General features: G+C 70.8%; 22 protein-coding genes, 1 tRNA gene, 1 pseudogene and 1 riboswitch. Of the genes and pseudogenes, 12 read left to right on the top strand and 12 right to left on the bottom strand.

Annotation, left to right across the window (positions count from 1 at the left end):
• The first annotated feature begins 107 nt into the window (after window positions 1-107).
• The 3 genes from ACWCV9_RS35675 to ACWCV9_RS35665 all read left to right on the top strand — a co-directional run bounded on the left by ACWCV9_RS35675 (window position 108) and on the right by ACWCV9_RS35665 (window position 1,718).
• Window positions 108-341: a glucose PTS transporter subunit EIIB gene (locus ACWCV9_RS35675; RefSeq protein ID WP_385843640.1), complete on the top strand. Its 234-nt coding sequence runs from the start codon at window positions 108-110 to the stop codon at window positions 339-341.
• A 99-nt stretch (window positions 342-440) separates the two neighbouring features.
• On the top strand, window positions 441-1,178 hold the full coding sequence (rph, locus tag ACWCV9_RS35670) for a ribonuclease PH (protein WP_450792929.1): 738 nt from the start codon (window positions 441-443) through the stop codon (window positions 1,176-1,178).
• Window positions 1,179-1,316: 138 nt separating this feature from the next.
• Window positions 1,317-1,718 (top strand): hypothetical protein, encoded by a 402-nt coding sequence (locus tag ACWCV9_RS35665; RefSeq protein WP_385843643.1) that lies wholly within the window; start codon window positions 1,317-1,319, stop codon window positions 1,716-1,718.
• 18 nt (window positions 1,719-1,736) lie between these two features.
• Here the strand turns inward: ACWCV9_RS35665 and ACWCV9_RS35660 are convergent, their stop codons facing one another.
• The 3 genes from ACWCV9_RS35660 to ACWCV9_RS35650 are packed head-to-tail and all read right to left on the bottom strand — an operon-like array spanning window position 1,737 to window position 4,325.
• Window positions 1,737-2,699: an ABC transporter ATP-binding protein gene (locus ACWCV9_RS35660; protein ID WP_450792926.1), complete on the bottom strand. Its 963-nt coding sequence runs from the start codon at window positions 2,697-2,699 to the stop codon at window positions 1,737-1,739.
• 5 nt (window positions 2,700-2,704) lie between these two features.
• The gene (locus ACWCV9_RS35655; protein WP_450792924.1) at window positions 2,705-3,532 is read right to left on the bottom strand and encodes an ABC transporter permease; all 828 of its coding nucleotides are present in this window, start codon (window positions 3,530-3,532) and stop codon (window positions 2,705-2,707) included.
• The gene (locus ACWCV9_RS35650) at window positions 3,525-4,325 is read right to left on the bottom strand and encodes an ABC transporter permease (RefSeq protein WP_450792923.1); all 801 of its coding nucleotides are present in this window, start codon (window positions 4,323-4,325) and stop codon (window positions 3,525-3,527) included. Before ACWCV9_RS35650 ends, ACWCV9_RS35655 begins: the two co-directional genes overlap by 8 nt.
• A 1,183-nt stretch (window positions 4,326-5,508) precedes the next feature.
• Between ACWCV9_RS35650 and ACWCV9_RS35645 the strand changes: the two genes are divergently transcribed.
• A complete protein-coding gene (locus tag ACWCV9_RS35645; protein WP_450792999.1) occupies window positions 5,509-7,911 on the top strand; it encodes a transglycosylase domain-containing protein in 2,403 nt (800 codons plus the stop codon).
• Window positions 7,912-7,942: 31 nt separating this feature from the next.
• On the opposite strand, the gene ACWCV9_RS35640 is transcribed toward ACWCV9_RS35645, so the two are convergent.
• The 3 genes from ACWCV9_RS35640 to ACWCV9_RS35630 form a co-directional block, all read right to left on the bottom strand.
• Window positions 7,943-8,263, bottom strand: a complete 321-nt coding sequence (locus ACWCV9_RS35640; protein ID WP_385843649.1) for a DMT family transporter — start codon at window positions 8,261-8,263, stop codon at window positions 7,943-7,945.
• 37 nt (window positions 8,264-8,300) lie between these two features.
• Window positions 8,301-8,365, bottom strand: a riboswitch (guanidine-III (ykkC-III) riboswitch).
• A gap of 58 nt (window positions 8,366-8,423) precedes the next feature.
• On the bottom strand, window positions 8,424-8,783 hold the full coding sequence (locus ACWCV9_RS35635; RefSeq protein ID WP_385843650.1) for a GroES family chaperonin: 360 nt from the start codon (window positions 8,781-8,783) through the stop codon (window positions 8,424-8,426).
• A gap of 79 nt (window positions 8,784-8,862) precedes the next feature.
• A complete protein-coding gene (locus tag ACWCV9_RS35630) occupies window positions 8,863-9,192 on the bottom strand; it encodes a DUF3618 domain-containing protein (protein WP_450792920.1) in 330 nt (109 codons plus the stop codon).
• 93 nt (window positions 9,193-9,285) lie between these two features.
• Here ACWCV9_RS35630 and bcp point away from each other — a divergent pair, with 93 nt between their 5' ends.
• Window positions 9,286-9,753: a thioredoxin-dependent thiol peroxidase gene (bcp, locus tag ACWCV9_RS35625; RefSeq protein ID WP_385843653.1), complete on the top strand. Its 468-nt coding sequence runs from the start codon at window positions 9,286-9,288 to the stop codon at window positions 9,751-9,753.
• Between the two features lie 39 nt (window positions 9,754-9,792).
• Window positions 9,793-9,876 (top strand) — tRNA-Leu (locus tag ACWCV9_RS35620).
• Between the two features lie 12 nt (window positions 9,877-9,888).
• Here the strand turns inward: ACWCV9_RS35620 and rdgB are convergent.
• Window positions 9,889-10,491 carry an RdgB/HAM1 family non-canonical purine NTP pyrophosphatase gene (gene rdgB, locus ACWCV9_RS35615; RefSeq protein ID WP_450792918.1) on the bottom strand — a complete coding sequence of 201 codons (603 nt, stop codon included), beginning with the start codon at window positions 10,489-10,491 and terminating at the stop codon, window positions 9,889-9,891.
• 208 nt (window positions 10,492-10,699) lie between these two features.
• Window positions 10,700-12,037: an SGNH/GDSL hydrolase family protein gene (locus ACWCV9_RS35610; RefSeq protein ID WP_450792916.1), complete on the bottom strand. Its 1,338-nt coding sequence runs from the start codon at window positions 12,035-12,037 to the stop codon at window positions 10,700-10,702.
• Between the two features lie 219 nt (window positions 12,038-12,256).
• Here ACWCV9_RS35610 and ACWCV9_RS35605 point away from each other — a divergent pair, with 219 nt between their 5' ends.
• The 3 genes from ACWCV9_RS35605 to ACWCV9_RS35595 all read left to right on the top strand — a co-directional run bounded on the left by ACWCV9_RS35605 (window position 12,257) and on the right by ACWCV9_RS35595 (window position 16,099).
• Entirely contained in the window at window positions 12,257-13,573 is a 1,317-nt protein-coding gene (locus tag ACWCV9_RS35605) for a DUF445 domain-containing protein (protein WP_385843658.1), read from the top strand.
• A 123-nt stretch (window positions 13,574-13,696) separates the two neighbouring features.
• A complete protein-coding gene (locus ACWCV9_RS35600; protein ID WP_450792914.1) occupies window positions 13,697-15,217 on the top strand; it encodes an MFS transporter in 1,521 nt (506 codons plus the stop codon).
• Window positions 15,218-15,328: 111 nt separating this feature from the next.
• Window positions 15,329-16,099, top strand: a complete 771-nt coding sequence (locus ACWCV9_RS35595; RefSeq protein ID WP_450792912.1) for a hypothetical protein — start codon at window positions 15,329-15,331, stop codon at window positions 16,097-16,099.
• Between the two features lie 68 nt (window positions 16,100-16,167).
• Here ACWCV9_RS35595 and ACWCV9_RS35590 read toward each other — a convergent pair whose 3' ends face one another.
• Entirely contained in the window at window positions 16,168-16,470 is a 303-nt protein-coding gene (locus ACWCV9_RS35590) for a hypothetical protein (RefSeq protein ID WP_450792911.1), read from the bottom strand.
• A 184-nt stretch (window positions 16,471-16,654) separates the two neighbouring features.
• Between ACWCV9_RS35590 and ACWCV9_RS35585 the strand changes: the two genes are divergently transcribed.
• A complete protein-coding gene (locus ACWCV9_RS35585) occupies window positions 16,655-17,080 on the top strand; it encodes an Hsp20/alpha crystallin family protein (RefSeq protein WP_450792909.1) in 426 nt (141 codons plus the stop codon).
• Between the two features lie 109 nt (window positions 17,081-17,189).
• Window positions 17,190-17,651 carry a DUF2267 domain-containing protein gene (locus tag ACWCV9_RS35580; RefSeq protein WP_450792907.1) on the top strand — a complete coding sequence of 154 codons (462 nt, stop codon included), beginning with the start codon at window positions 17,190-17,192 and terminating at the stop codon, window positions 17,649-17,651.
• An 80-nt stretch (window positions 17,652-17,731) separates the two neighbouring features.
• On the opposite strand, the gene ACWCV9_RS35575 is transcribed toward ACWCV9_RS35580, so the two are convergent.
• Entirely contained in the window at window positions 17,732-18,274 is a 543-nt protein-coding gene (locus ACWCV9_RS35575; RefSeq protein ID WP_450792906.1) for an MOSC domain-containing protein, read from the bottom strand.
• Window positions 18,275-18,490: 216 nt separating this feature from the next.
• On the opposite strand from ACWCV9_RS35575, the gene ACWCV9_RS35570 reads away from it, so the two are divergent.
• Window positions 18,491-19,627, top strand: coding sequence for a DNA cytosine methyltransferase (locus ACWCV9_RS35570; protein WP_450792904.1), 1,137 nt, complete (start codon window positions 18,491-18,493; stop codon window positions 19,625-19,627).
• On the opposite strand, the pseudogene ACWCV9_RS35565 reads toward ACWCV9_RS35570, so the two are convergent.
• Window positions 19,556-19,795, bottom strand: a pseudogene (locus tag ACWCV9_RS35565) (very short patch repair endonuclease); the annotation flags it as partial. The gene ACWCV9_RS35570 and the pseudogene ACWCV9_RS35565 sit on opposite strands and share 72 nt — an antisense overlap.
• Before the next feature lie 8 nt (window positions 19,796-19,803).
• A partial coding sequence (locus ACWCV9_RS35560; protein WP_450792902.1) for a transposase family protein occupies window positions 19,804-20,207 on the bottom strand: 404 nt, incomplete at its 5' end.

Genomic DNA, 20,207 nt, shown 5'->3' with positions numbered 1-20,207 from the left:
TCCGCTGTCGTGATCGCCATCATTCGGCACGGACGGCATGACCGCTCGCGAAGATGGGCCAACTGTGGGTTACTGCGACAAAGCGGTTCGGATCAGGGAGAAGGAACATGGCCAGCAAGGCTGAGAAGATCGTCGCCGGCCTCGGCGGAATCGACAACATCGAGGAGATCGAGGGCTGCATCACCCGGCTGCGCACCGAGGTCTCCGACCCCTCGCTGGTCGACGAGACCGCCCTGAAGGCCGCGGGCGCCCACGGCGTCGTGAAGATGGGCACCGCCGTGCAGGTCGTCATCGGCACCGACGCGGACCCGATCGCCGCGGAGATCGAAGACATGATGTGAGCCGCTCCGGCTCACCCCGGGCCGCTGCGGCTCACCCCGGAGGGGGCTCTTCCCGATGCGGGAGGAGCCCCTTCCGTATAGGGGACTAGGCTCATGCGCATGTCTCGCATCGACGGCCGTACCCCCGAACAGCTCCGCCCGGTCACCATCGAACGCGGCTGGAGCAAGCACGCCGAGGGCTCCGTCCTCGTCTCCTTCGGCGACACCAAGGTCTTCTGCACCGCCTCCGTCACCGAAGGCGTCCCCCGCTGGCGCAAGGGCAGCGGCGAGGGCTGGGTCACCGCGGAGTACGCCATGCTGCCCCGCGCCACCAACACCCGCGGCGACCGCGAGTCCGTCAAGGGCAGGATCGGCGGCCGGACCCACGAGATCTCCCGCCTCATCGGCCGCTCCCTGCGCGCCGTCATCGACTACAAGGCGCTCGGCGAGAACACCGTCGTCCTCGACTGCGACGTCCTCCAGGCCGACGGCGGCACCCGCACCGCCGCGATCACCGGCGCCTACGTCGCCCTCGCCGACGCCGTCGCGTGGGCCCAGGGCAGGAAGCTGATCAAGGCCGGCCGGCAGCCGCTCACCGGCACCGTCAGCGCGGTCTCCGTGGGCATCGTCGGCGGCGTCCCGCTCCTCGACCTCTGCTACGAGGAGGACGTGCGCGCCGAGACCGACATGAACGTCGTCTGCACCGGCGACGGCCGCTTCGTCGAGGTCCAGGGCACCGCCGAGGCCGCGCCCTTCGCCCGCGACGAGCTGAACGCCCTGCTCGACCTCGCCGTCACCGGCTGCGCCGAGCTGACCGCCCTCCAGCGCACCGCCCTGGAGGCCACGCTCGCCAAGTAAGCGGGAGTGAAACAGGCGGGAGACCGGAAAGGAGCTGCGGCGGCGCAACCCCCGCACCCTTACCCGCGTCCTACCGGTACGGGCGTACGGCCCAGTGTCGTACGCCCGTTCTGCCGTCCAGGGGAGGGAACCACCATCATGGCCGCCAGCCGACGCCGGGGCCGCGTCACCGCCATCGCCGCGACCGTGGCCGTCGCCGTGCTGACCGCCGGGCTCACCACCGGCTGCGACGCCGTCGACAAGGCCCTGGACTGCGTGCAGACCGCCGACTCCGTCGCCGACAGCGTCACCGACCTCCAGCAGGCCGTGGAGAACGCCTCGAACGACCCGACCCAGGCCGACACCGCCCTCGACCAGATCGAGAAGGACCTGAAGAAGATCGGCGACAAGACCGACAACGCGGACGTCAACAAGGCGGTCGACGACCTGAACAAGGCCGTCGGCAACGTGCGGACGGCCCTCAAGAACGGCGACCGCACCCCGGACCTCAGCCCGGTGACCGACGCGGCCGGGGAACTGACCAAGGTCTGCACCAGCTGACCGGCCCGGCGCCCCGGCTCAGGGAGCCGCCTTCTCCGCGTACATCCGGGCGATGACCGCCTCGATGTCCGGTTCCCGGACCGACAGGTCCACCAGGGGGTACTCCGCCGCCAGTCGCGCCACGAGCGGGGCCGCCGACTGGCCGGCGGGGAACGCCAGCCACTGCCGCGGCCCCTCCACCCGTACCACCCGGGCCGACTCCACCTCGACCGGCGGCAACTCCCGCTCCAGGTCCACCACGAGCGTCCGCTCGCTCTCCCCGGCCTCGTGCAGCCCCTCCAGTGGGCCGTCGTACACCAGGCGCCCGTGGTCGATCACCATCACCCGCGAGCACAACTGCTCGATGTCGGTCAGGTCGTGCGTGGTCAGCAGCACGGTCGTGCCGCGCTCCGCGTTCAACTCCCGCAGAAAGCCCCGCACCTTGGCCTTGGACACCACGTCCAGGCCGATCGTCGGCTCGTCCAGGTACAGCACCTCGGGGTCGTGCAGCAGCGCCGCCGCGATGTCCCCGCGCATCCGCTGGCCCAGCGAGAGCTGGCGTACCGGCACGTCCAGCAGGGCGCCCAGCTCCAGGAGTTCGACGCACCGGTCCAGATTCTCCCGGTAACGGGCCTCCGGGATGCGGTACATGCGGTGCGCCAGCCGGTAGGAGTCGATCAGCGGCAGGTCCCACCAGAGCGTCGTACGCTGCCCGAACACCACCCCTATCCGGTGCGCGAGGCGGTGCCGCTCGCGCGAGGGATCGATGCCCGCCACCCGCAGCCGGCCGCCGCTCGGCGTCAGGATCCCGGTCAGCATCTTGATGGTGGTCGACTTCCCGGCGCCGTTCGGCCCGATGTACCCGACCATCTCCCCGCGCGCCACCGTGAAGGAGAGCGAGTCCACGGCCCGCACCTCGCGCCGCTCCCGTTTCAGGAACCCGGTCTTCCTGCGGACCTGGAAGACCTTCTCCAGCTGCTCCACCGTGATGAAGTCACTCATGCCACTCAGCTCCCCGTGCTCCGGTACGAACGAAGTCCCGCCCGCCAGGCCAGCCCCGCGAGCGCACAGCACCCCACCGCCACCGCCGGCGACAGGAACGCCGTCCACTGCGGCAGGCCCAGCGGACGCGGCCGGTCCAGCACATAGGCCGCGGGCAGCCAGTTGACGAAGGCCAGCGGCAGGACGAACGTCACCCCGCGAACCAGCTCCCGCGCGAACACCGTCGGCGGATACTGCAACAGCGTCGTACCGCCGTAGGTGAAGGCGTTCTGCACCTCGGAGGCGTCCTGCGCCAGGAACTGGAAGGCGGCACCCACCACGAACACGGCGCAGAAGATCCCGCAGCCGCTCACCAGCATCACCGGCAGCAGCAGCACCTTCAGCGGCGTCCAGTCCACCTCCAGCCGGGTCAGCGACCAGGCCAGCACCAGCGCGCCCTGCGTCACCCGGCCGAGCCGCCGCAGCGCGAACCGGTCGGCCGCCACCTGGGCCAGCACCGGCACCGGCCGCAGCAGCAGGGTGTCCAGCGTGCCGTCCCGCAGCCGCGCCCCCAGCTTCTCCATCGGCCCGATGACCAGGTCGGCCAGCCCGAACGCGGTCGCGGAGACGCCGTAGAGGAAGGCCACCTCCGGCAGCGACCAGCCGCCGAGGGCGTGCACCCGGGAGAACATCAGGACGATCGCGACGAAGTCCAGGAAGGTCGCGGCGAAGTTGCCGATGGTGGTCATCGCGAAGGAGGCCCGGTAGGCCATGGTGGACCTGACCCACATCGCGGCGATCAGCAGATAGGCCCGCAGCCCCTCCCGCGCCCGGCCGGTGACGTGCTCAGCCACCCTGGACCACCACCCTGCGCGTCGCCGCCGACTGGAGCAGCCGCCCGGCACCCAGCAGCACCACCGCCCAGGCCCCCTGGAACAGATAGGTGCCCAGCGGGTCCGCGTGCCCCAGCAGGATCTGCGCCGGCGCCTGGAGCAGCGAGGACCAGGGCAGCAGCCGTACGACCTCGCCGAGCGTCCCCGGGAAGATGTTCAGCGGCAGCAGCATGCCCGAGCAGAAGTAGCCCAGCAGCCAGGACATCTGCGTCACCCCCATGCCGTCCATCAGCCAGAACGCGCTGAGTGCCACCAGGTACCTCAGGCCGAACCCGACGATCATGGCGAGCAGTACGGCGACGAGGAAGGCGATCCAGGTGCCGGCGTCCCTCGGTAAGTACATCGGGAAGCACAGGGCGCCGAAGAGGAAGGGGACGACACCCCGCCCCAGCAGCTGGAAGAGCGCCCGGCCCAGGTCGGTGGCGAGCCACCACAGCTGAAGATCGGCCGGCCGGTACAGGTCGATCGCCACGTCCCCCGTACGGATGCGTTCCATCAGCTCCCCCTCGACGCCCCCGCCGCCGATCGCGAGCGTCGACAGGAACGCCTGTCCCAGCCACACGTACGTCACGACCTGTGCCTGGTCCCACCCGCCGAGGTGCGGCCGCTGGTCCCACACCGCGCGGTAGGTGTAGACGAGGATCAGCCCGAAGACGGTGTTGGTGAAGACCCCTGCCGCAGTGGCGGCGCGATACGTCGCGTACCGTCGGAATCCCCCCGCCGCGACGGCCGCGTACAACCGTCCCGCACCCATGTCAGTCGACCTCCCCGGACAGCTCGACACCGAAGCGCAGGAGCCTAGTCCGGAGGCCCGGCGGCCGGCCACGCATTTTGTGCCCGAAGTGTGCCGGGATCCGGGAACGGAACGCCAGGTGCGAGAGTCTTCACACCAGGGGGCGCAGAAGCGTACGAGGCGTACGGGAACGTACGACGCGAAACAGGAGTCCGTGCACGACATGAGCGACGAGCCGCAGCCGCAGCAGCCGAAGGAAGGCGCCGCGCCGGAAAAGCCGCTGCCGGCTGAGGGGCCCGGAAACCCCGGGGGCCGCGAGGAGACGGCCCCCGACAAGGCGGAGGGGGCTGCACAGCCGAGCGAGCCGAAGAACGCAGACGGGCCGAAGAGCACCGGCAAGCCGTCCGGTGCTTCTGCCGGGAAGGGGAAGGCGCCGGACGCCGGAGAGGACCGGGACGGCGAGCGGACGGCTGCCCAGGACCGTACGGCCTCCATCGCGCGCGCCCGCCAGGCCGCTCGCGGCGGCAAGGGTGCGGGTGCCGACGCTGCTTCCGGTGGCAAGGGTGCGGATGCTCGCGCTGCTTCCGGTTCCGGTGAGCCGGGCGCCCCGGCGACCCCGCGCGACTCCGAGCAGCCGCCGTCGGCCGAGAGCACCCAGGTGCTGCGCCGCATCACGCCGCCCGGCGAGACCCGGGCACCGGGTCAGGGCAAGGGCCAGGGCAAGGGTGAGGGCCAGGGCCAGACCCCGGGCAAGGCGCAGGGCAAGAGCCCGGCCCCGTCGCCCGGCCAGGCCCCCGAGACGACCCAGGTGCTGCGCCGCGTCAACGCGCCCCGCTCCGCGGGCTCCGGCGCCGCGTCCGCCGCGGCGAAGGGTGCCGCTGCTGGTGCCGGTGCGGCCGCAGCCAAGGGTGCCGCGGGAGCGGCCGGAGCCGCGGCGGCCGCCGCGGGTGCTGCCGGTGCTGCCAAGGGTGCCGCCGGAGCCGCAGCAGCGGGTGCCGCGGGCGCCGCCGCCTTCGGTGCCTCCGGCACCCCCCGCCCGACCGGCACCCCCCGCCCGACCGGCACCACCCGCCCGACCGGCACCACCCGCCCGACCGGCGCCACCGGCGCCACCGGCTCGACCGGTAAGCCGAGCGCCCCCGGCACCCCCGGAGGCCCCGGCACCCCCGCCGCCCCCGGATCCACCCCTGCCCCCGAGCCCGAGATCGCCGTGCTCAGCGGCGCCGCCGACGGGGAGGGCAAGAAGGGGAAGAAGGGCAAGAAGCCCAAGCGGACCGGATGGCGGCGGCTCATCCCGACCTGGAAGATGGTGCTCGGCACCTTCCTCGTCGGCATACTGCTGATCATCGGCGTCTTCTTCATCGGCTACTCGATGGTCCAGATCCCGCCGGCCAATGCCCTCGCCACCAAGCAGAGCAACGTCTATCTCTACGCCGACGGCTCCCAGCTGGCCCGCGACGGCCAGATCAACCGCGAGAACGTGAGCCTCGCGCAGGTCTCCAAGGCCGCCCAGCACGCCGTACTGGCCGCCGAGGACCGCGACTTCTACAGCGAGTCCGCCGTCGACCCCAAGGCGATGCTCCGCGCCGCCTGGAACACCGCGACCGGCAAGGGCAAGCAGTCCGGCTCGACGATCACCCAGCAGTACGTGAAGAACTACTACCTGGCCCAGGAACAGACGGTCACCCGTAAGGCCAAGGAGTTCTTCATCTCGATCAAGCTGGACCAGCAGAAGACCAAGGACCAGATCTTCGAGGGCTACCTCAACACCAGCTTCTTCGGCCGCAACGCCTACGGCATCCAGGCCGCCGCCCAGGCGTACTACGGCGTGGACGCCGAGAACCTCGACCCGGCCCGCGCCGCCTACCTCGCCGCGCTCGTCAACGCGCCCAGCGAGTACGACGTCGTCGCCCACCCGGAGAACAAGTCCGCGGCCCTCGCCCGCTGGAACTACGTCCTGGACGGCATGGTCAAGAAGGGCTGGCTCAGCCAGTCCGAGCGCACCGGCCTGAAGTTCCCGATGCCGAAGGAGCAGACGGTCTCCACCGGCCTGTCCGGCCAGCGCGGCTACCTCGTCGAGGCGGTCAAGCACTACCTGACCACGAACAACATCATCGACCCCGACAAGCTCGCGCTCGGCGGCTACCGGATCACCACCACGATCCAGAAGAACAAGCAGAACGCCTTCGTGAAGGCGGTGAACGACCAGCTGATCTCCCAGCTGGACAAGAAGAACCGCAAGGTGGACAGCTACGTCCGCGCGGGCGGTGCCTCCGTCGACCCGAAGACCGGCAAGGTCGTCGCGATGTACGGCGGCATCGACTACGTGAAGCAGTACACCAACGGCGCGACCCGCGGTGACTTCCAGGTCGGCTCCACCTTCAAGCCCTTCGTGTTCACCTCGGCGGTGCAGAACGGCTCGACCACCCAGGACGGCCGCACCATCACGCCGAACACCATGTACGACGGCACCAACGAGCGCCCCGTGCAGGGCTGGAGCGGCGGCGGCTACGCCCCGCAGAACGAGGACCAGAAGTCGTACGGCCAGATCACCGTCACCAAGGCGACGGACCTGTCCGTGAACTCGGTGTACGCGCAGATGGCCGTCGACGTCGGCCCGTCCAAGGTCAAGCAGACCGCGACCGACCTCGGCATCCCCGCCGACACCCCGGACCTCCAGCCGTACCCGTCCATCGCGCTCGGCACCGCCACCGCCAGCGTCCTGGACATGGCGGAGGCGTACGCCACCCTCGCCAACCACGGCAAGCACGGCACGTACACCCTGATCGAGAAGATCACCAAGGACGGCACGGAGGACGTCACGCTGCCCGACGAGCCGGCCAAGCAGGCCGTCAGCCGGGAGGCCGCCGACACCACCACCTCGGTGCTCCAGAGCGTGGTCGACCACGGCACCGCCACCGCCGCGCTCCAGGCGGGCCGCCCGGCGGCCGGCAAGACCGGCACCGCGGAGAACGACACCGCCGCCTGGTTCGCCGGCTACACCCCGGACCTGGCCACCGTGGTCTCCGTGATGGGCCAGGACCCGGTGACGGCCAAGCACATGCCGCTGTACGGCGCGCTCGGCCAGGTGCGGATGAACGGCGGTGGCCCGCCCACCCAGATCTGGGCGCAGTACACGCGTGACGCGCTCAAGGGCAAGGCGGCCGCCGACTTCGACCTCCAGCTGGAACAGGGCGCCGACCAGCCGCAGGCGCCCGGCTCCACCGCCCCGTCCGCGCCGGCCGCCACCGGTGCCCAGGACAACGGCGGCACCACCGGCACGCCCAGCGACGGCGCCAGCACCCCGGGCACCGACGGCACCACCACCGGCACCCCGGGCACCGACGGCACGACCACGGACGGCACCACGACCGGCGGCGGGACGACGACCGGCGGGACCACCACGGGCGGTGGCGGGACCACCGGCACGGACACCACCGGCGGCACCACCGGCACGACGGGGACGACCACCGGCCCCAGCACCACCGGCGGGTCCACGACGACCGGCGGCGGAGGCACCGGTGGCGGCGGCGGTACGGGCGGTGGCACCGGCGGCGGCACGGGCGGCGGCGCGGGCGGCCCCGGAGGAGGTCCGGGAGGTCTCTGATCTCCGAGCCGTGACGGGCGGCCCTGACGGTTCAGTGACCGCTGGTCGCCTTCAGACCCACGACGGCGACCAGCAGCAGGACCACGAAGAACACCCGGGCGGCGGTGACCGGCTCACCCAGCACCACCATGCCGAGCACCGCCGCCCCGGCCGCGCCGATGCCCACCCACACGCCGTACGCGGTACCGATGGGCAGGGTCTTCGCGGCGTACGACAGCAGCACCATGCTCGCGACGATGCCGGCGCCGGTGAACAGACTCGGGACCAGCCGGGTGAACCCCTCGCTGTACTTCATCCCGATCGACCAGCCGACCTCGAGCAGACCGGCGACGAGCAGCAGAACCCAGGCCATGACAGGCACCTTCCGAGACGGGAGACGACTCTTCTTCGGTGCGTCGTCTTTGCCTGCATCCCGGTACGGCGCGTCTCGTCGGGCTCCCTTACGAAGCTAGCAAAGGGAACGCGGAAGGGGCCGGTGACAACCGTCACCGGCCCCTTCCGTCGTCAGGCCCCTACAGGTACAGGCCGGTCGAGTCCTCCGAGCCCTCGAACCGGTCCGCGGCCACGGCGTGCAGATCCCGCTCGCGCATCAGTACGTACGCGACGCCCCGCACCTCGACCTCGGCCCGGTCCTCCGGGTCGTACAGGACCCGGTCGCCCGGCTCCACGGTCCGCACGTTCTGGCCGACCGCGACGACCTCGGCCCAGGCCAGCCGCCGGCCGACCGCCGCGGTCGCGGGGATCAGGATGCCGCCCCCCGACCGCCGCTCGCCCTCGCCGGACTCCTGCTTGACCAGGACCCGGTCGTGCAGCATCCGGATGGGCAGCTTGTCGTGCTGAGGGGTGCTCTGCTCGTTTCTGTTGGCGCTCACGCCTTGAACCTACCTGCCTTCGTCCCGCCCGTCGGCGTCCGGGTCAGTTCCTGCGTCCGTCCTTGCGTCGGTTCCCGGGTCAGTTTTTGCGGCGCCGGGAGCCCAGGGCGAAGAGCCCCACGACACCGACGGCGAGCAGCGCGACCGGTACGACCCGCTCCACGCGCAGCGTGCCGGTCTCGTCCACGAACTGCGCCCGTACCTCGCTCACCACACGGTTGACCTGGACGTACGCCCGGCCGGCGGTGTGATCCACATGCGCGGCGAGCTTGGCCTTGGCATCCCCGACGATGGTCTTCGGGTGCACCCGCACCCCGATCTCGTCCAGCGTCTCGGCCAGCACTTCGCGGCGGCGCCTGATGTCCGCCTCGATCTGCGCCGGGGTTCTGGTGTCCGACGTGTCCGCCACCGTACGGCCTCCGAAGTCTTCTGATGCTGTCCCGAACAGTCTGTCAGCTTCTGCTGCCAGCGCACCGCAAGGCCCCCCGGTTACCCTGGCCCGATGAGCGAGCGACTCCAGCCGGGGGACGTGGCCCCCGCCTTCACCCTCCCCGACGCCGACGGCAACCAGGTCTCCCTTGCGGACCACAAGGGCCGCAAGGTCGTCGTCTACTTCTACCCGGCCGCACTGACCCCGGGGTGCACCAAGCAGGCCTGCGACTTCACCGACAACCTGGAGGTGCTGGCCGCCGCCGGCTACGACGTCATCGGCATCAGCCCCGACAAGCCGGAGAAGCTCGCCAAGTTCCGCGAGCAGGAGTCCCTCAAGGTGACCCTCCTCGCCGACCCGGACAAGCAGGTCCTGGAGGCCTACGGCGCCTTCGGCGAGAAGAAGCTCTACGGCAAGACGGTCGTCGGCGTCATCCGCTCCACGGTGATCGTGGACGAGGAGGGCAAGGTCGAACGCGCCCTGTACAACGTGAAGGCCACCGGCCACGTGGCCAAGATCATCAAGGATCTGGGCATCTGAACGCGCCGCCCGGCCGCTAGCATGGCCGGGCAGCACCAGGCGGCCGTGGTGGAACTGGCAGTCACGCTGGGTTTAGGTCCCAGTGGGGTAACTCCCGTGAGGGTTCGAGTCCCTCCGGCCGCACCGCAGTAAGCCCTAGCCGAGCAGCTCCCGCACCACCGGCACCAGGGCGCGGAACGCCTTGCCACGGTGGCTGATCGCGTTCTTCTCGGCCGGGCTCAGCTCGGCGCAGGTCCGGTTCTCGCCCTCGGGCTGGAGGATCGGGTCGTAGCCGAAGCCGTTCGTGCCCGCGGGCGCGTGCCGCAGGGTTCCGCGCAGCTGCCCCTCGACCACCCGTTCCCGGCCGTCCGGCAGGGCGAGCGCCGCCGCACACGCGAAGTGGGCGCCGCGGTGCTCCTCCGCGATGTCGGCGAGCTGGGCCAGCAGCAGCTCCAGGTTGGCCCGGTCGTCGCCGTGCCGCCCGGCCCAGCGGGCGGAGAAGATCCCGGGGGCGCCGTGCAGCACGTCCACGCAGAGCCCGGAGTCGTCGGCGACGGCCGGCAGACCGGTGGCCTGAGCGAGAGCGTGCGCCTTGAGCAGGGCGTTCTCGGCGAAGGTGACGCCGGTCTCCTTGACGTCGGGGACATCCGGGAAGGCGTCCGCGCCGACGAGTTCGTGCGGCAGTCCGGCCTCGGTGAGGATCGCCCTCAGCTCGGTGATCTTTCCGGCGTTACGGGTGGCGAGGATCAAGCGACTCATGCGCCCCAGTATTCCCCGCCCCACCCCGACAGCTCCGGCCCGCCCCGCTACAGCTCCGCCCTCCTGGTTCCGGCTCCGCCCGGGCCGGCCCCGGTGCCCGTCCCGCTATGGCTCCGCCCTCCCGGCCCCGCCGTCGCCTCACCAGGCTGGTTGTGCCGGCCGTCCCCGGCTCTCGCCGCCCCGCTACGGCCCCGGCTCGCGCGGTGCGCTACAGCTCCGCCTGGCCGGCGTTCTTCAGGAGGTTCAGGTTGAAGACCTGGGCCATTGTGGCGAAGCCCAGGTCGCTGGGGTGGAGGTGGTCGCCGGAGTCGTAGGCGGGGCGGAGCCGGTGGGGGGCGTAGGGGTCGCGGAGGGCCTGGTCGAAGTCGACGACCGCGTCGTACACCCCGCCGGCCCGTATCTCCGCGTTGACCTGCTGCCGTACCGCCTCCTTGGCCGGGGTCCAGCCGCGGTGGCCCTCGACGGGCATCAGGGTGGCGCCCACGACCTTCAGCCCGCGGGCGTGCGCCTCGCGGACCAGGGTGCGCAGACCGGCGGTGACGCGGTCCGGGGCGGGGGGTGTGCGGTGGCGCAGGATGTCGTTGACGCCGAGGTCGACGACGACGACCCGGACGCCGGTCCGGGAGAGCACGTCGCGGCCGAAGCGGCCGAGCCCGCTCTGGTTCTCGGCGGGCCTGCCGAGTCCGTCGGTGAGCACCTCGTTGCCGCTGATGCCCTCGTTCACCACGCTGTAGCGCGGCAGCCGCCACCCGCCGCGGAGCGCGCCGCGCAGCCGCCCGGCGAGGACGTCGGTCCAGCGGTGGTTGGCGCCGATGGTGGAGGTGATGCCGTCGGTGATGGAGTCGCCGAAGACGACGACGGTGCCGTCGGCCTCCTCGCCGAACACGTCCAGCGCGGTCACATAGCGCCAGTACGGCGTCCGCCCGGTGTACGGCAGCCCGGTGGAGTCCTCGGTACGGTCCCCGGCGGCGACGTACGAGATCTGCCGGGCGTGCGGATGGAAGGTCACCGGGCCGGACGCGACGGGGGAGTAGGTGGTGACCAGCACATCGCTGCCGGCCGGGACGGCGAGGCGCACCGAGTCGCTGACGACCTCGTGGCCGGCGGGGATGGTGACGCCGGTGGCGCCGTCGAAGGTGAGGCGCCGCATGCTCTCCGTGTCGGCCGCGGCGGTGCCGTCGCCGGCGGAGAGCGCGAGCGTGGCGTGCGTGATCGTCAGCGGCGACTGGCCGTACAGGTTGGACAGCGTGATCCGGGCACTCGTACCGCCGATGGCCGCGTGCACGACGTTGCGCACCGAGCGCCCCGCCAGCCCGGCCGCCTCGGTGCCGGGTTCGCCGCCGACCGGCGCGGTGGACCAGGCGGTGGCCCAGCTGCCGGTGGAGGCGGGCGCGGCGGAGGAGCCGCGGTGCGGGCGGTTGTCGGCGAGGCTGCCGCCGACGGGGCCGCTGTCACCGGCAGCCGCGATGAGCCAGATCGCGCTGCACAGTGCGATGACGAGCGCGCCGAGCGCACTCAGTACGGCATAACCCTGACGCTTGGTCACGCTGGTGTCGTTCTCCTCGGGAGACGGGAGTCCGTTCTCCTCGGGAGAGGGGACTCCGAGGCTCCGACCTTGATGGGTCCATGATGCGACAGGGGCCGGGGAGAGCTGACAGGGCCCTGTCCAAACCCCCGTTCCGACAGACGCCGGGAACTCCTGTTCCGTTCCGGGAGTCGGTCAGGAAGGGACAATTGTGTGCGGGATCACCGACGGGTGGAGCTGATGGAACCGACCGAGACCGAGACAGCGCCGGGGCGGGGAGTGTCGTACCGGACCATGACGGCCTTCACCCCGGCCGACGAGGAGCGCCGGCGCGGGGTGCGGCGCATGAAGCTCACGGCGACCGGCATGCTGCTGTTCGTCGCGGTGGTCTACGTCCTGGCCAGGCTGGCCGGGCACGAGGGCGCCGGCCCCTGGGCGGGCTATGTGGCGGCCGCCGCCGAGGCGGGCATGGTCGGCGCGCTGGCCGACTGGTTCGCGGTGACGGCCCTGTTCCGGCACCCGCTCGGCCTGCCCATCCCGCACACCGCGATCATTCCCACCAAGAAGGACCAGCTGGGTATCTCGCTGGGCGAGTTCGTCGGGGAGAACTTCCTCTCCCAGGACGTCGTACGACAGCGGCTGCGCGCCGTCGGCATCGGCAGCCGGTTGGGCGCCTGGCTCGCCGAACCGGCCCACGCCGACCGGGTCACGGCCGAACTCGCGACGGCCCTGCGGGGCGCGCTGACCGTGCTGCGGGACACCGACGTGCGGGCGGTGGTGAGCGAGGCGATCACCCGGCGGGCGGACGCCCAGGAGATCGCACCGGGCCTCGGCAAGCTGCTGGACCGGATCGTCGCCGACGGCGGGCACCGGCGGGTGGTCGACCTGGTGGTGGGCCGCGCGCACGACTGGCTGGTGCTGCACCGCGCCGATGTGATGGACGCCGTGGAGGGCGGCGCGCCCGGCTGGACCCCGCGGTTCGTGGACAAGAGGGTCGGCGAGCGGGTCTACAAGGAGCTGCTGCGGTTCGTCACCGAGATGCGGGACATGCCCTCGCACCCCGCGCGCGGCGCCCTGGACCGCTTCCTCACCGACTTCGCCTCCGACCTCCAGTCCGACACCGACACGCGCGCGCGGGTGGAGCGGCTCAAGGGCGAGGTGCTGGGCCGGGGCGAGGTGCAGGACCTGATCGGCTCCACCTGGTCGGCCGTACGCTCGATGATCGTCGCGGCGGCCGAGGACGAGCGCAGCGAGCTGCGGATGCGGGTGCGGGCCGCGCTGCTCTCGCTGGGTGCGCGGATGGCGCGCGAGCCGAAGGTGCAGGGCAAGGTCGACAGCTGGGTGGAGGGTGTCGCGGTGCACATCGTGACCACGTACCGCCGCGAGATCACCTCGCTGATCACGGACACCGTGGCCGGCTGGGACGCCGAGCACACCACCCGGAAGATCGAGGCGCACATCGGCCGCGATCTGCAATTCATCCGGATCAATGGCACGGTGGTGGGATCCCTGGCGGGACTGCTGATCTACACGGTGTCGCGGATGGTGGGCGGCTGACGCACCGGGGGGCCGGGTGGCTGACGTGCGGGGCGCGCCGGGCGCCGGGCGCCTGAAACCGCGCAAGGCGGGCACTTGTTCCGCTGTCCTTCACAGGGACGTCCTTCAAGGAGGAGGGAGCCCATGGCCGCAGCCGAGACACCGACGCCGTACTCCGGACAGCCCGCAGACACCGGTCGGACGATCACCACCGACATCCCCGCCCGCCTCGACCGGCTGCCCTGGTCGCGCTGGCACTGGACGATCGTGATCGGCCTCGGCACCGTCTGGATCCTGGACGGCCTGGAGGTCACGGTCGTCGGCAACATCGCGAGCCGGCTGGCGGAGCCCGGCAGCGGTCTGTCGATCACCTCGGGCCAGATCACCGGCACCGCGGCCGCGCTCTATGTGGCCGGCGCCTGCTCCGGAGCCCTCTTCTGGGGCCGGCTCACCGACCGCTTCGGCCGCCGGAAGCTCTTCATGATCACCCTGGCGGTCTATCTCGCCGCGACGGCGCTCACCGCGGTCTCCTGGGAGGCCTGGTGGTTCTTCCTCTTCCGCTTCCTCACCGGCTTCGGCATCGGCGGTGAGTACGCGGCGATCAACTCCGCGATCGACGAGCTGATCCCGGCCGACTACCGCGGCCGGGTCGACCTGATCATCAACGGCAGCTTCTGGCTGGGCGCGGTGGGCGGCTCCCTGCTGTCGATCGTCGCCCTCGACACCTCCCTGCTGCCCGCGGACGTCGGCTGGCGCCTGACCTTCGCCCTCGGCGCCGTCCTCGCCCTGGTCATCCTGCTCGTACGACGGCATGTCCCGGAGAGTCCGCGCTGGCTGCTGATCCACGGCCGGGACCGGGAGGCGGCGGAGATCGTCACCGACATCGAACGCCGGGTGGCCGAGGAGAAGGGCGTACGGCTGCCCGAGCCGGAGGGCCGGCTGGAGATCCACCAGCGCCGCAGCATCACCTTCCGGGAGATCGCCCGCACGGTCTTCGGCCAGTACCGCCGGCGGGCCGTCCTCGGCTTCTCCCTCTTCATCGGCCAGGCGTTCCTCTACAACGCGATCACCTTCGGCTTCGGCGCGATCCTCACCAAGTTCTTCGACGTGCCGGCCGACCGCACCGGCTACTACTTCGCGGTGATCGCGGTCGGCAACTTCTGCGGCCCGCTGCTGCTCGGCCACCTCTTCGACACGGTCGGCCGGCGCGTCATGATCTCCTCCACCTATCTCCTGTCGGGCCTGCTGCTCTTCGGCACGGCCTGGCTGTTCGGCCGGGGCGTGCTCGGTGCGGGCACCCTGACGGCCTGCTGGTGCGCGGTGCTCTTCTTCGCCTCGGCGGGCGCCTCCAGCGCGTACCTCACCGTCTCCGAGATCTTCCCGATGGAGACCAGGGCGATGTCCATCGCCTTCTTCTACGCCCTCGGCACCGCCGCCGGCGGCATCAGCGGTCCGCTCCTCTTCGCCGACCTCACCGGCACCGGCCGGGTCGGCGACACGGTCCTCGCTTTCCAGATCGGGGCGGCCCTGATGTGCGTGGCCGGTCTGGTCGCCGCCGCGCTGGCGGTACCGGCGGAACGCCGCTCCCTGGAGGACATCGCCCGCCCGCTGACGGCTGCGGCGAGCCGGACAACCCCGGCACCCCAGGGCTTTTCGGCAGAGTGACGAGAAGCCCCTGAAGATCGGCTAGAGTATCCGCCCGTGGCACCCGGCCCACGGGCGGTCCCGCGTCGGCGTGCCCCTGTTTGACGGATCTTCGGGGGAGTCTCGGCGCTCATGAATCCACTGTCCGGTTTCGGCGATTTCTTCAGGTGGCTGAACAGTCTGGCCCGCCACGAGGACCGCGTGTCGGACCCGCTCATCTCGGGCCTCCAGGCCTTCCGTACGACGCTGGGGCTGGCGGCCACGGTGTGGCTGCTGGTGGCGTACCCGCTGGCGGAGAACTCGGAGGAGTTCGTCCTCGGCAAGGCGCAGGACCTGGCCATCAGCGGCGGGCTCACCCTCGCCGTCGCCGTTGTCGCGATGACCGCGTTCATCGCCGCGGCCCGCGCACCGCTGAGCGGGCGCTACGCCGCCCGGCTGGTCGGTCCGGCCCGCTCGCTGGGCCTGATCGTGCTGGGCGCGGGGCTGGTGTGGCTGCTGGTGGAGCTGATGATGGGCAATATCGTTTCGCCGTATGACTTCGGGCACCACGGCATTGCGCTCAGCCTGCTGATACTGGCGGCCTTCGGCATCGGCTGGGTGGTGTGCCTGATCTGGCTGGTCTGCGCGGTGGTGGCCACGCTCCTCGTGCTGATCCAGGGCGTGAACTCCTGCTTCGCCCTCGGCGAGGTGCACGAGATACTGCCGGCCCTGGTCTCCCCGCTGCTGGTCTGGACCCTGCTGGCCATCAACCTCTTCGAGGGCCCGGACGTGGCGGCCCCGCCCTCGGTCCTCTACACCTTCCTGCTCGGCGGCCCGGTCTCGGTGACGCTGCTGTCGGTGTGGGAGATACGCCGGCTGCGCACCCGGCACGGGGTGACGCTGCGGGTGGCGCTGGGCCGGTAGAGCCGGGCTCGGCGCCCGGATTGCCGTGGGCGCCGCAGCCCAGGCTTTGTGAAGTCGGGGCCGGTGCCTCAGCCGCGCCGGTCCGCCACGGCCCAGGAGGCGAGGGCGACGGCGCCGGCCACACCGAGGACGGACGGCCAGGCCCCGATCTTCTTGGCCAGCGGATGCGACCCGGCGAACGCACCGACGTACGCGGCGGTCAGCGCACCGGCGGCCACCCCGCCCGCCTGCCGGCGCCACTGCTGCGCGGCGGCGACCCCGGCGACGGCGAGGACGGCACCGCCCAGCTGACGCTTCTTCGTCCAGCGGGCGACGCCGTACCCACCGACGAGTCCGCTCGCGGCGACGACCGCGCTGGGGACCTTGGCCATACCTGCCTCCTCGATCTCTGATCTCTCTCCGCTCAAGGCTCTTGAGGCTAACGCGCACACCGACAGCCGCCCGGCCATGAGCCCAGCCTTGTCAACTTTCCAGCTGCGAGCTATATAAGAACGCGAGGGACAAGAACCCGTAGGGCATCGCACCCGGTAATTCCTGAGGAGAGGAGTGACTGTGATGCTCATGCGCACCGACCCCTTCCGCGATCTCGACCGGCTCGCGCAACAGGTCCTCGGCACCAACGCCCGGCCGTCCGCGATGCCGATGGACGCCTACCGCAGCGGCGAGGACTTCCTGGTCCACTTCGACCTGCCCGGCGTCGACCCCGAGACGATCGAACTGGACGTCGAGCGCAACGTCCTCAACGTCCGCGCCGAGCGCCGCAGCCCCGCCCCCGAGGAGGCGGAGATGCTGGTCGCCGAACAGCCCACGGGCACCTTCACCCGCCAGCTGTTCCTGGGCGACACCCTGGACACGGACCGCATCGACGCGTCGTACGACGCAGGCGTTCTGACCCTGCGCATCCCCATGGCCGAACAGGCCAAGCCGCGCCGCATCCAGATCTCGGGCGGCGCGGGCGACCGCAAGCAGATCAGCGGCTGATCCCGGCCGGCCCCGCGGGACGGCCCGCCCGCGGGGCCGGCGGCACCGGAGCCGAGCCGCGCCCCCATGTACCCACCCCGACGCGCCCCCCGGAGGAGGAGCCAGCACGATGACCGTGACGACCGCCCAGGCGCAGACGAGGCCCGCCGAATCCGCCTTGTCCCCCGATGCCGCCCGCTGGGAGCAGCTGACCGAGGCGGTGCGTGAGGCGGGCCGTTACCCGACGAGAGCGGAAGCGGAGCGGGTGACCCGGATCGTCCTGTCGGCACTCGGCGGCCATGTGACCGGCGAGGAGCGCGTGGCCCTCGCCCAGGCCCTGCCCCGCGAGGCGGGCCGGCTGATCGCGTCCCAGATCCCGGCCACCCGCCCCCTGACGGCCAGGGAGTTCGTGGAGTCGGTGGCGGCCCGTATCGAGGGCGCCACGTCCGCGACGGCCCGCTGGGACGTCAGCTCGGTCCTGAGCGTGCTGGCGGAACAGGCGGGCGAGCCCCTGACAACCCGCCTCCTGGCCCAACTCTCGCACGGTTACGCCCTGTTGTTCGGCCGAGTGGACCTGGCCCCGGCCCTCTGACCGCGTCCCCGCCAGGGCGCCGCACGCCCTGTCCCGCTGCGGCCCCCTGGCGGAGACCCGCGAAGCACTGGCCCCTCGCCTCACACCCGCTCGAGCGGCCGCTGCTCCCCTTCCGGAAGCTCGACCCGTATGACATCACCGGGCCGCACCGCACCCCCGCGCAGCACGACCCCCATGATCCCGCCGCGGTACTGGACCTCGCCATCCTCGCCACGCCGTACGACCTGCTTCAGCAGCCCCTGCTGGAAGTTGTCGATCTGCGCACAGGGATTCCGCAGCCCGGTCACCTCCACGACGGCCTCCTCCCCGATCAGCAGCCGCGCCCCCGTGGGCAACCCGTGCAGATCGAGCCCCCGGGTGGTGATGTTCTCCCCCAACTCCCCGGCCCGCACTTGGAACCCGGCCTCGGCGACCTCGGCGAACAACTCCTCGTGCATGAGGTGCACCTGCCGCAGATTGGGCCGCGTCGGATCCTGCCTCACCCGCGACCGGTGCTTGACCGTCACCCCGGCATGCACATCCCCCTCCACCCCAAGCCCGGCCAGCAGATTGATGCTCTGCCGGTTCGGCTTGGTGAAGGAGTAGTCGTTGTTGCTGCTTACGGCGACGACGAATCCGTCCATGACGCCGCCCCCCTTTCTTCGAAGACTCGTACGATCCGAGATCGGTGCCGAGCCTAACGAGTGCTGACCTGCGCCGGCAGAGCCCACCTTCAGTCGGCTGCCAGGCGCCCGGGACGTCACCCCAGTGCTGCCCGCAGCAGGGCGCCGGCGTCGTCTGCCGCACCTTCCTCGTGCAGTTCCAGGGCCACCGCCATAACGTCCTGCTGAGGATCTCAGGTGGATGTCCGGGAGTTCCTGAAGCCTGGCGGTATTCCCAACCCCGGGATTAAAAGAGGGGATCTGAGCCTGCTGGCGGGTGGTGTGCCGTGCCCGCCTTTCTCGCTGGCGGGCAAGCGGCTGGGGAAGGATGATGAGCGCGATCTTTTCCCGGATGCTCTGAGGATTATCGATGAGCTGATGCCGGAGGCGGTCATGATCGAGAATGTCCGGGGAATTCTGGAGCCCCCGGAGGTTTTCATCGACTACCGCAGGGACATTTTGCGTGAGCTGCGCGAACTTGGATACGCGGTTCCGGAAATCAAGAGCAGCTGGTCAGCCGCGAAGCAGGACCGTGTCATGCGGAAGGTCTGGCGTAGGATCGATGCCAGCAATTACGGTGTCCCCCAGCTGCGTCCCCGGGCCATCCTGGTGGTGATTCGCCAGGATGTGCTTGAAAGGTCCGGTACGGAATTTGTGTGGCCGTCCAAGATTAAGGGCAAGCAGGCGACGGTAGTCGAGGAGCTTTCCGTCAGCATGGAAGAGCGCTGCCAAAAGTACTGGACGAAAAACAAGTACGGAGAGCAGGCGGAGCCCGGCGAGCGTACCGGAAAAGACGTCTACCAGGAATGGCTCGACAAGGCCACCAAAGCGGCCGAGCTGGGCAGGGGTGTCGCTCCGACCCTGGTGGGAGGTTCGAGGAAGCATGGCGGGGTCGACCTCGGACCCACTAGGGCTAAGCGGGCCTGGGCAGCTCTGGGTGTCGACGGTATGGGTGTTGCCAACGACCCTGAGAAGTGCGACCCCGAGCGGGATCTCTTCCGTCCGGCAGGTCCCATGCTCACTGTAGAGCAGGCGGCGATCATCCAGGGATTCCCGCAGGGATGGAAGTTCCAAGGCCGGAAGACGGCGCAGTACCGGCAGGTCGGAAACGCGTTTCCGCCGCCTGTTGCCGAAGCGATTGGACGCGCTATTGCCGCGGTCCTTCGTCCCGAGTGCCGTGACGAGATCCTTCGTGATTACGAACCGGACGGCGAACACTCTGCCGCAGAACCGCCACAGCAAGAGCAGATGGAGATCCCGGTTTCAGTCAGGCCGGATGTCGATGCCGCGTCGCTTCCTCACGACCCTAGCGATCTTATCGGCGCAGGCGCCTGATGATTCGTGCTCCCAGAAGCGGAGCACGAGCCATCCTGCTTCCATGAGGCGCTGGTCGGTGTCACGGTCACGTGCCATGTTGCGCAGGACTTTGTCCGACCAGTATCCCGAGTTGGTTTTCGGCGGGACATAATGCTCCGGGCAGCCGTGCCAGTAGCAGCCGTCAATGAGCGTTTTCAGCGTTGTCTCTCCAGGGTGAGGACAGCTTTGGTGATGACGGTCATGCGGTTGGGGCTGATCCGGGACCTGCGGAAGATCTGCCAGGACTTCAGCCGTGCCATGCCGCGTTCGACTGGTGCTCTCGCCGCGGCCAGGGCCCGATTGACGGCGCGCTGGGTGAGGGTGAGTTCACCTCCCGGTGGCCGTTTGAGTCCGGTGGTGACCCAGGGGCCGGCGCCTTGGTAGGCGCGGTCGGCGAGGATGGGGACGCCCTGGCGTTCGCAGATCCGGATGATGCGGTGGGTGCGGGCTGCGGTCAGGTCGTGGGTGCGCCCCGGTAGCGCGGGCGAGATCCACAGGACCTCACCGGCGGGATCGGTGACGACCTGGACGTTCACGCCGTGGCGGCGGTGCTTGGCCG

The organism is Streptomyces sp. NPDC001606, assembly GCF_053596835.1.
This window is presented reverse-complemented; position numbering and strand designations above follow the sequence as displayed.

Coding starts and splice junctions, on each gene's coding strand:
- ACWCV9_RS35675 (WP_385843640.1), top strand. CDS start 108: ATGGCCAGCAAGGCTGAGAAGATCGTCGCCGGCCTCGGCGGAATCGAC.
- rph (WP_450792929.1), top strand. CDS start 441: ATGTCTCGCATCGACGGCCGTACCCCCGAACAGCTCCGCCCGGTCACC.
- ACWCV9_RS35665 (WP_385843643.1), top strand. CDS start 1,317: ATGGCCGCCAGCCGACGCCGGGGCCGCGTCACCGCCATCGCCGCGACC.
- ACWCV9_RS35660 (WP_450792926.1), bottom strand. CDS start 2,699: ATGAGTGACTTCATCACGGTGGAGCAGCTGGAGAAGGTCTTCCAGGTC.
- ACWCV9_RS35650 (WP_450792923.1), bottom strand. CDS start 4,325: ATGGGTGCGGGACGGTTGTACGCGGCCGTCGCGGCGGGGGGATTCCGA.
- ACWCV9_RS35640 (WP_385843649.1), bottom strand. CDS start 8,263: ATGGCCTGGGTTCTGCTGCTCGTCGCCGGTCTGCTCGAGGTCGGCTGG.
- bcp (WP_385843653.1), top strand. CDS start 9,286: ATGAGCGAGCGACTCCAGCCGGGGGACGTGGCCCCCGCCTTCACCCTC.
- rdgB (WP_450792918.1), bottom strand. CDS start 10,491: ATGAGTCGCTTGATCCTCGCCACCCGTAACGCCGGAAAGATCACCGAG.
- ACWCV9_RS35605 (WP_385843658.1), top strand. CDS start 12,257: ATGGAACCGACCGAGACCGAGACAGCGCCGGGGCGGGGAGTGTCGTAC.
- ACWCV9_RS35600 (WP_450792914.1), top strand. CDS start 13,697: ATGGCCGCAGCCGAGACACCGACGCCGTACTCCGGACAGCCCGCAGAC.
- ACWCV9_RS35595 (WP_450792912.1), top strand. CDS start 15,329: ATGAATCCACTGTCCGGTTTCGGCGATTTCTTCAGGTGGCTGAACAGT.
- ACWCV9_RS35590 (WP_450792911.1), bottom strand. CDS start 16,470: ATGGCCAAGGTCCCCAGCGCGGTCGTCGCCGCGAGCGGACTCGTCGGT.
- ACWCV9_RS35585 (WP_450792909.1), top strand. CDS start 16,655: ATGCTCATGCGCACCGACCCCTTCCGCGATCTCGACCGGCTCGCGCAA.
- ACWCV9_RS35580 (WP_450792907.1), top strand. CDS start 17,190: ATGACCGTGACGACCGCCCAGGCGCAGACGAGGCCCGCCGAATCCGCC.
- ACWCV9_RS35575 (WP_450792906.1), bottom strand. CDS start 18,274: ATGGACGGATTCGTCGTCGCCGTAAGCAGCAACAACGACTACTCCTTC.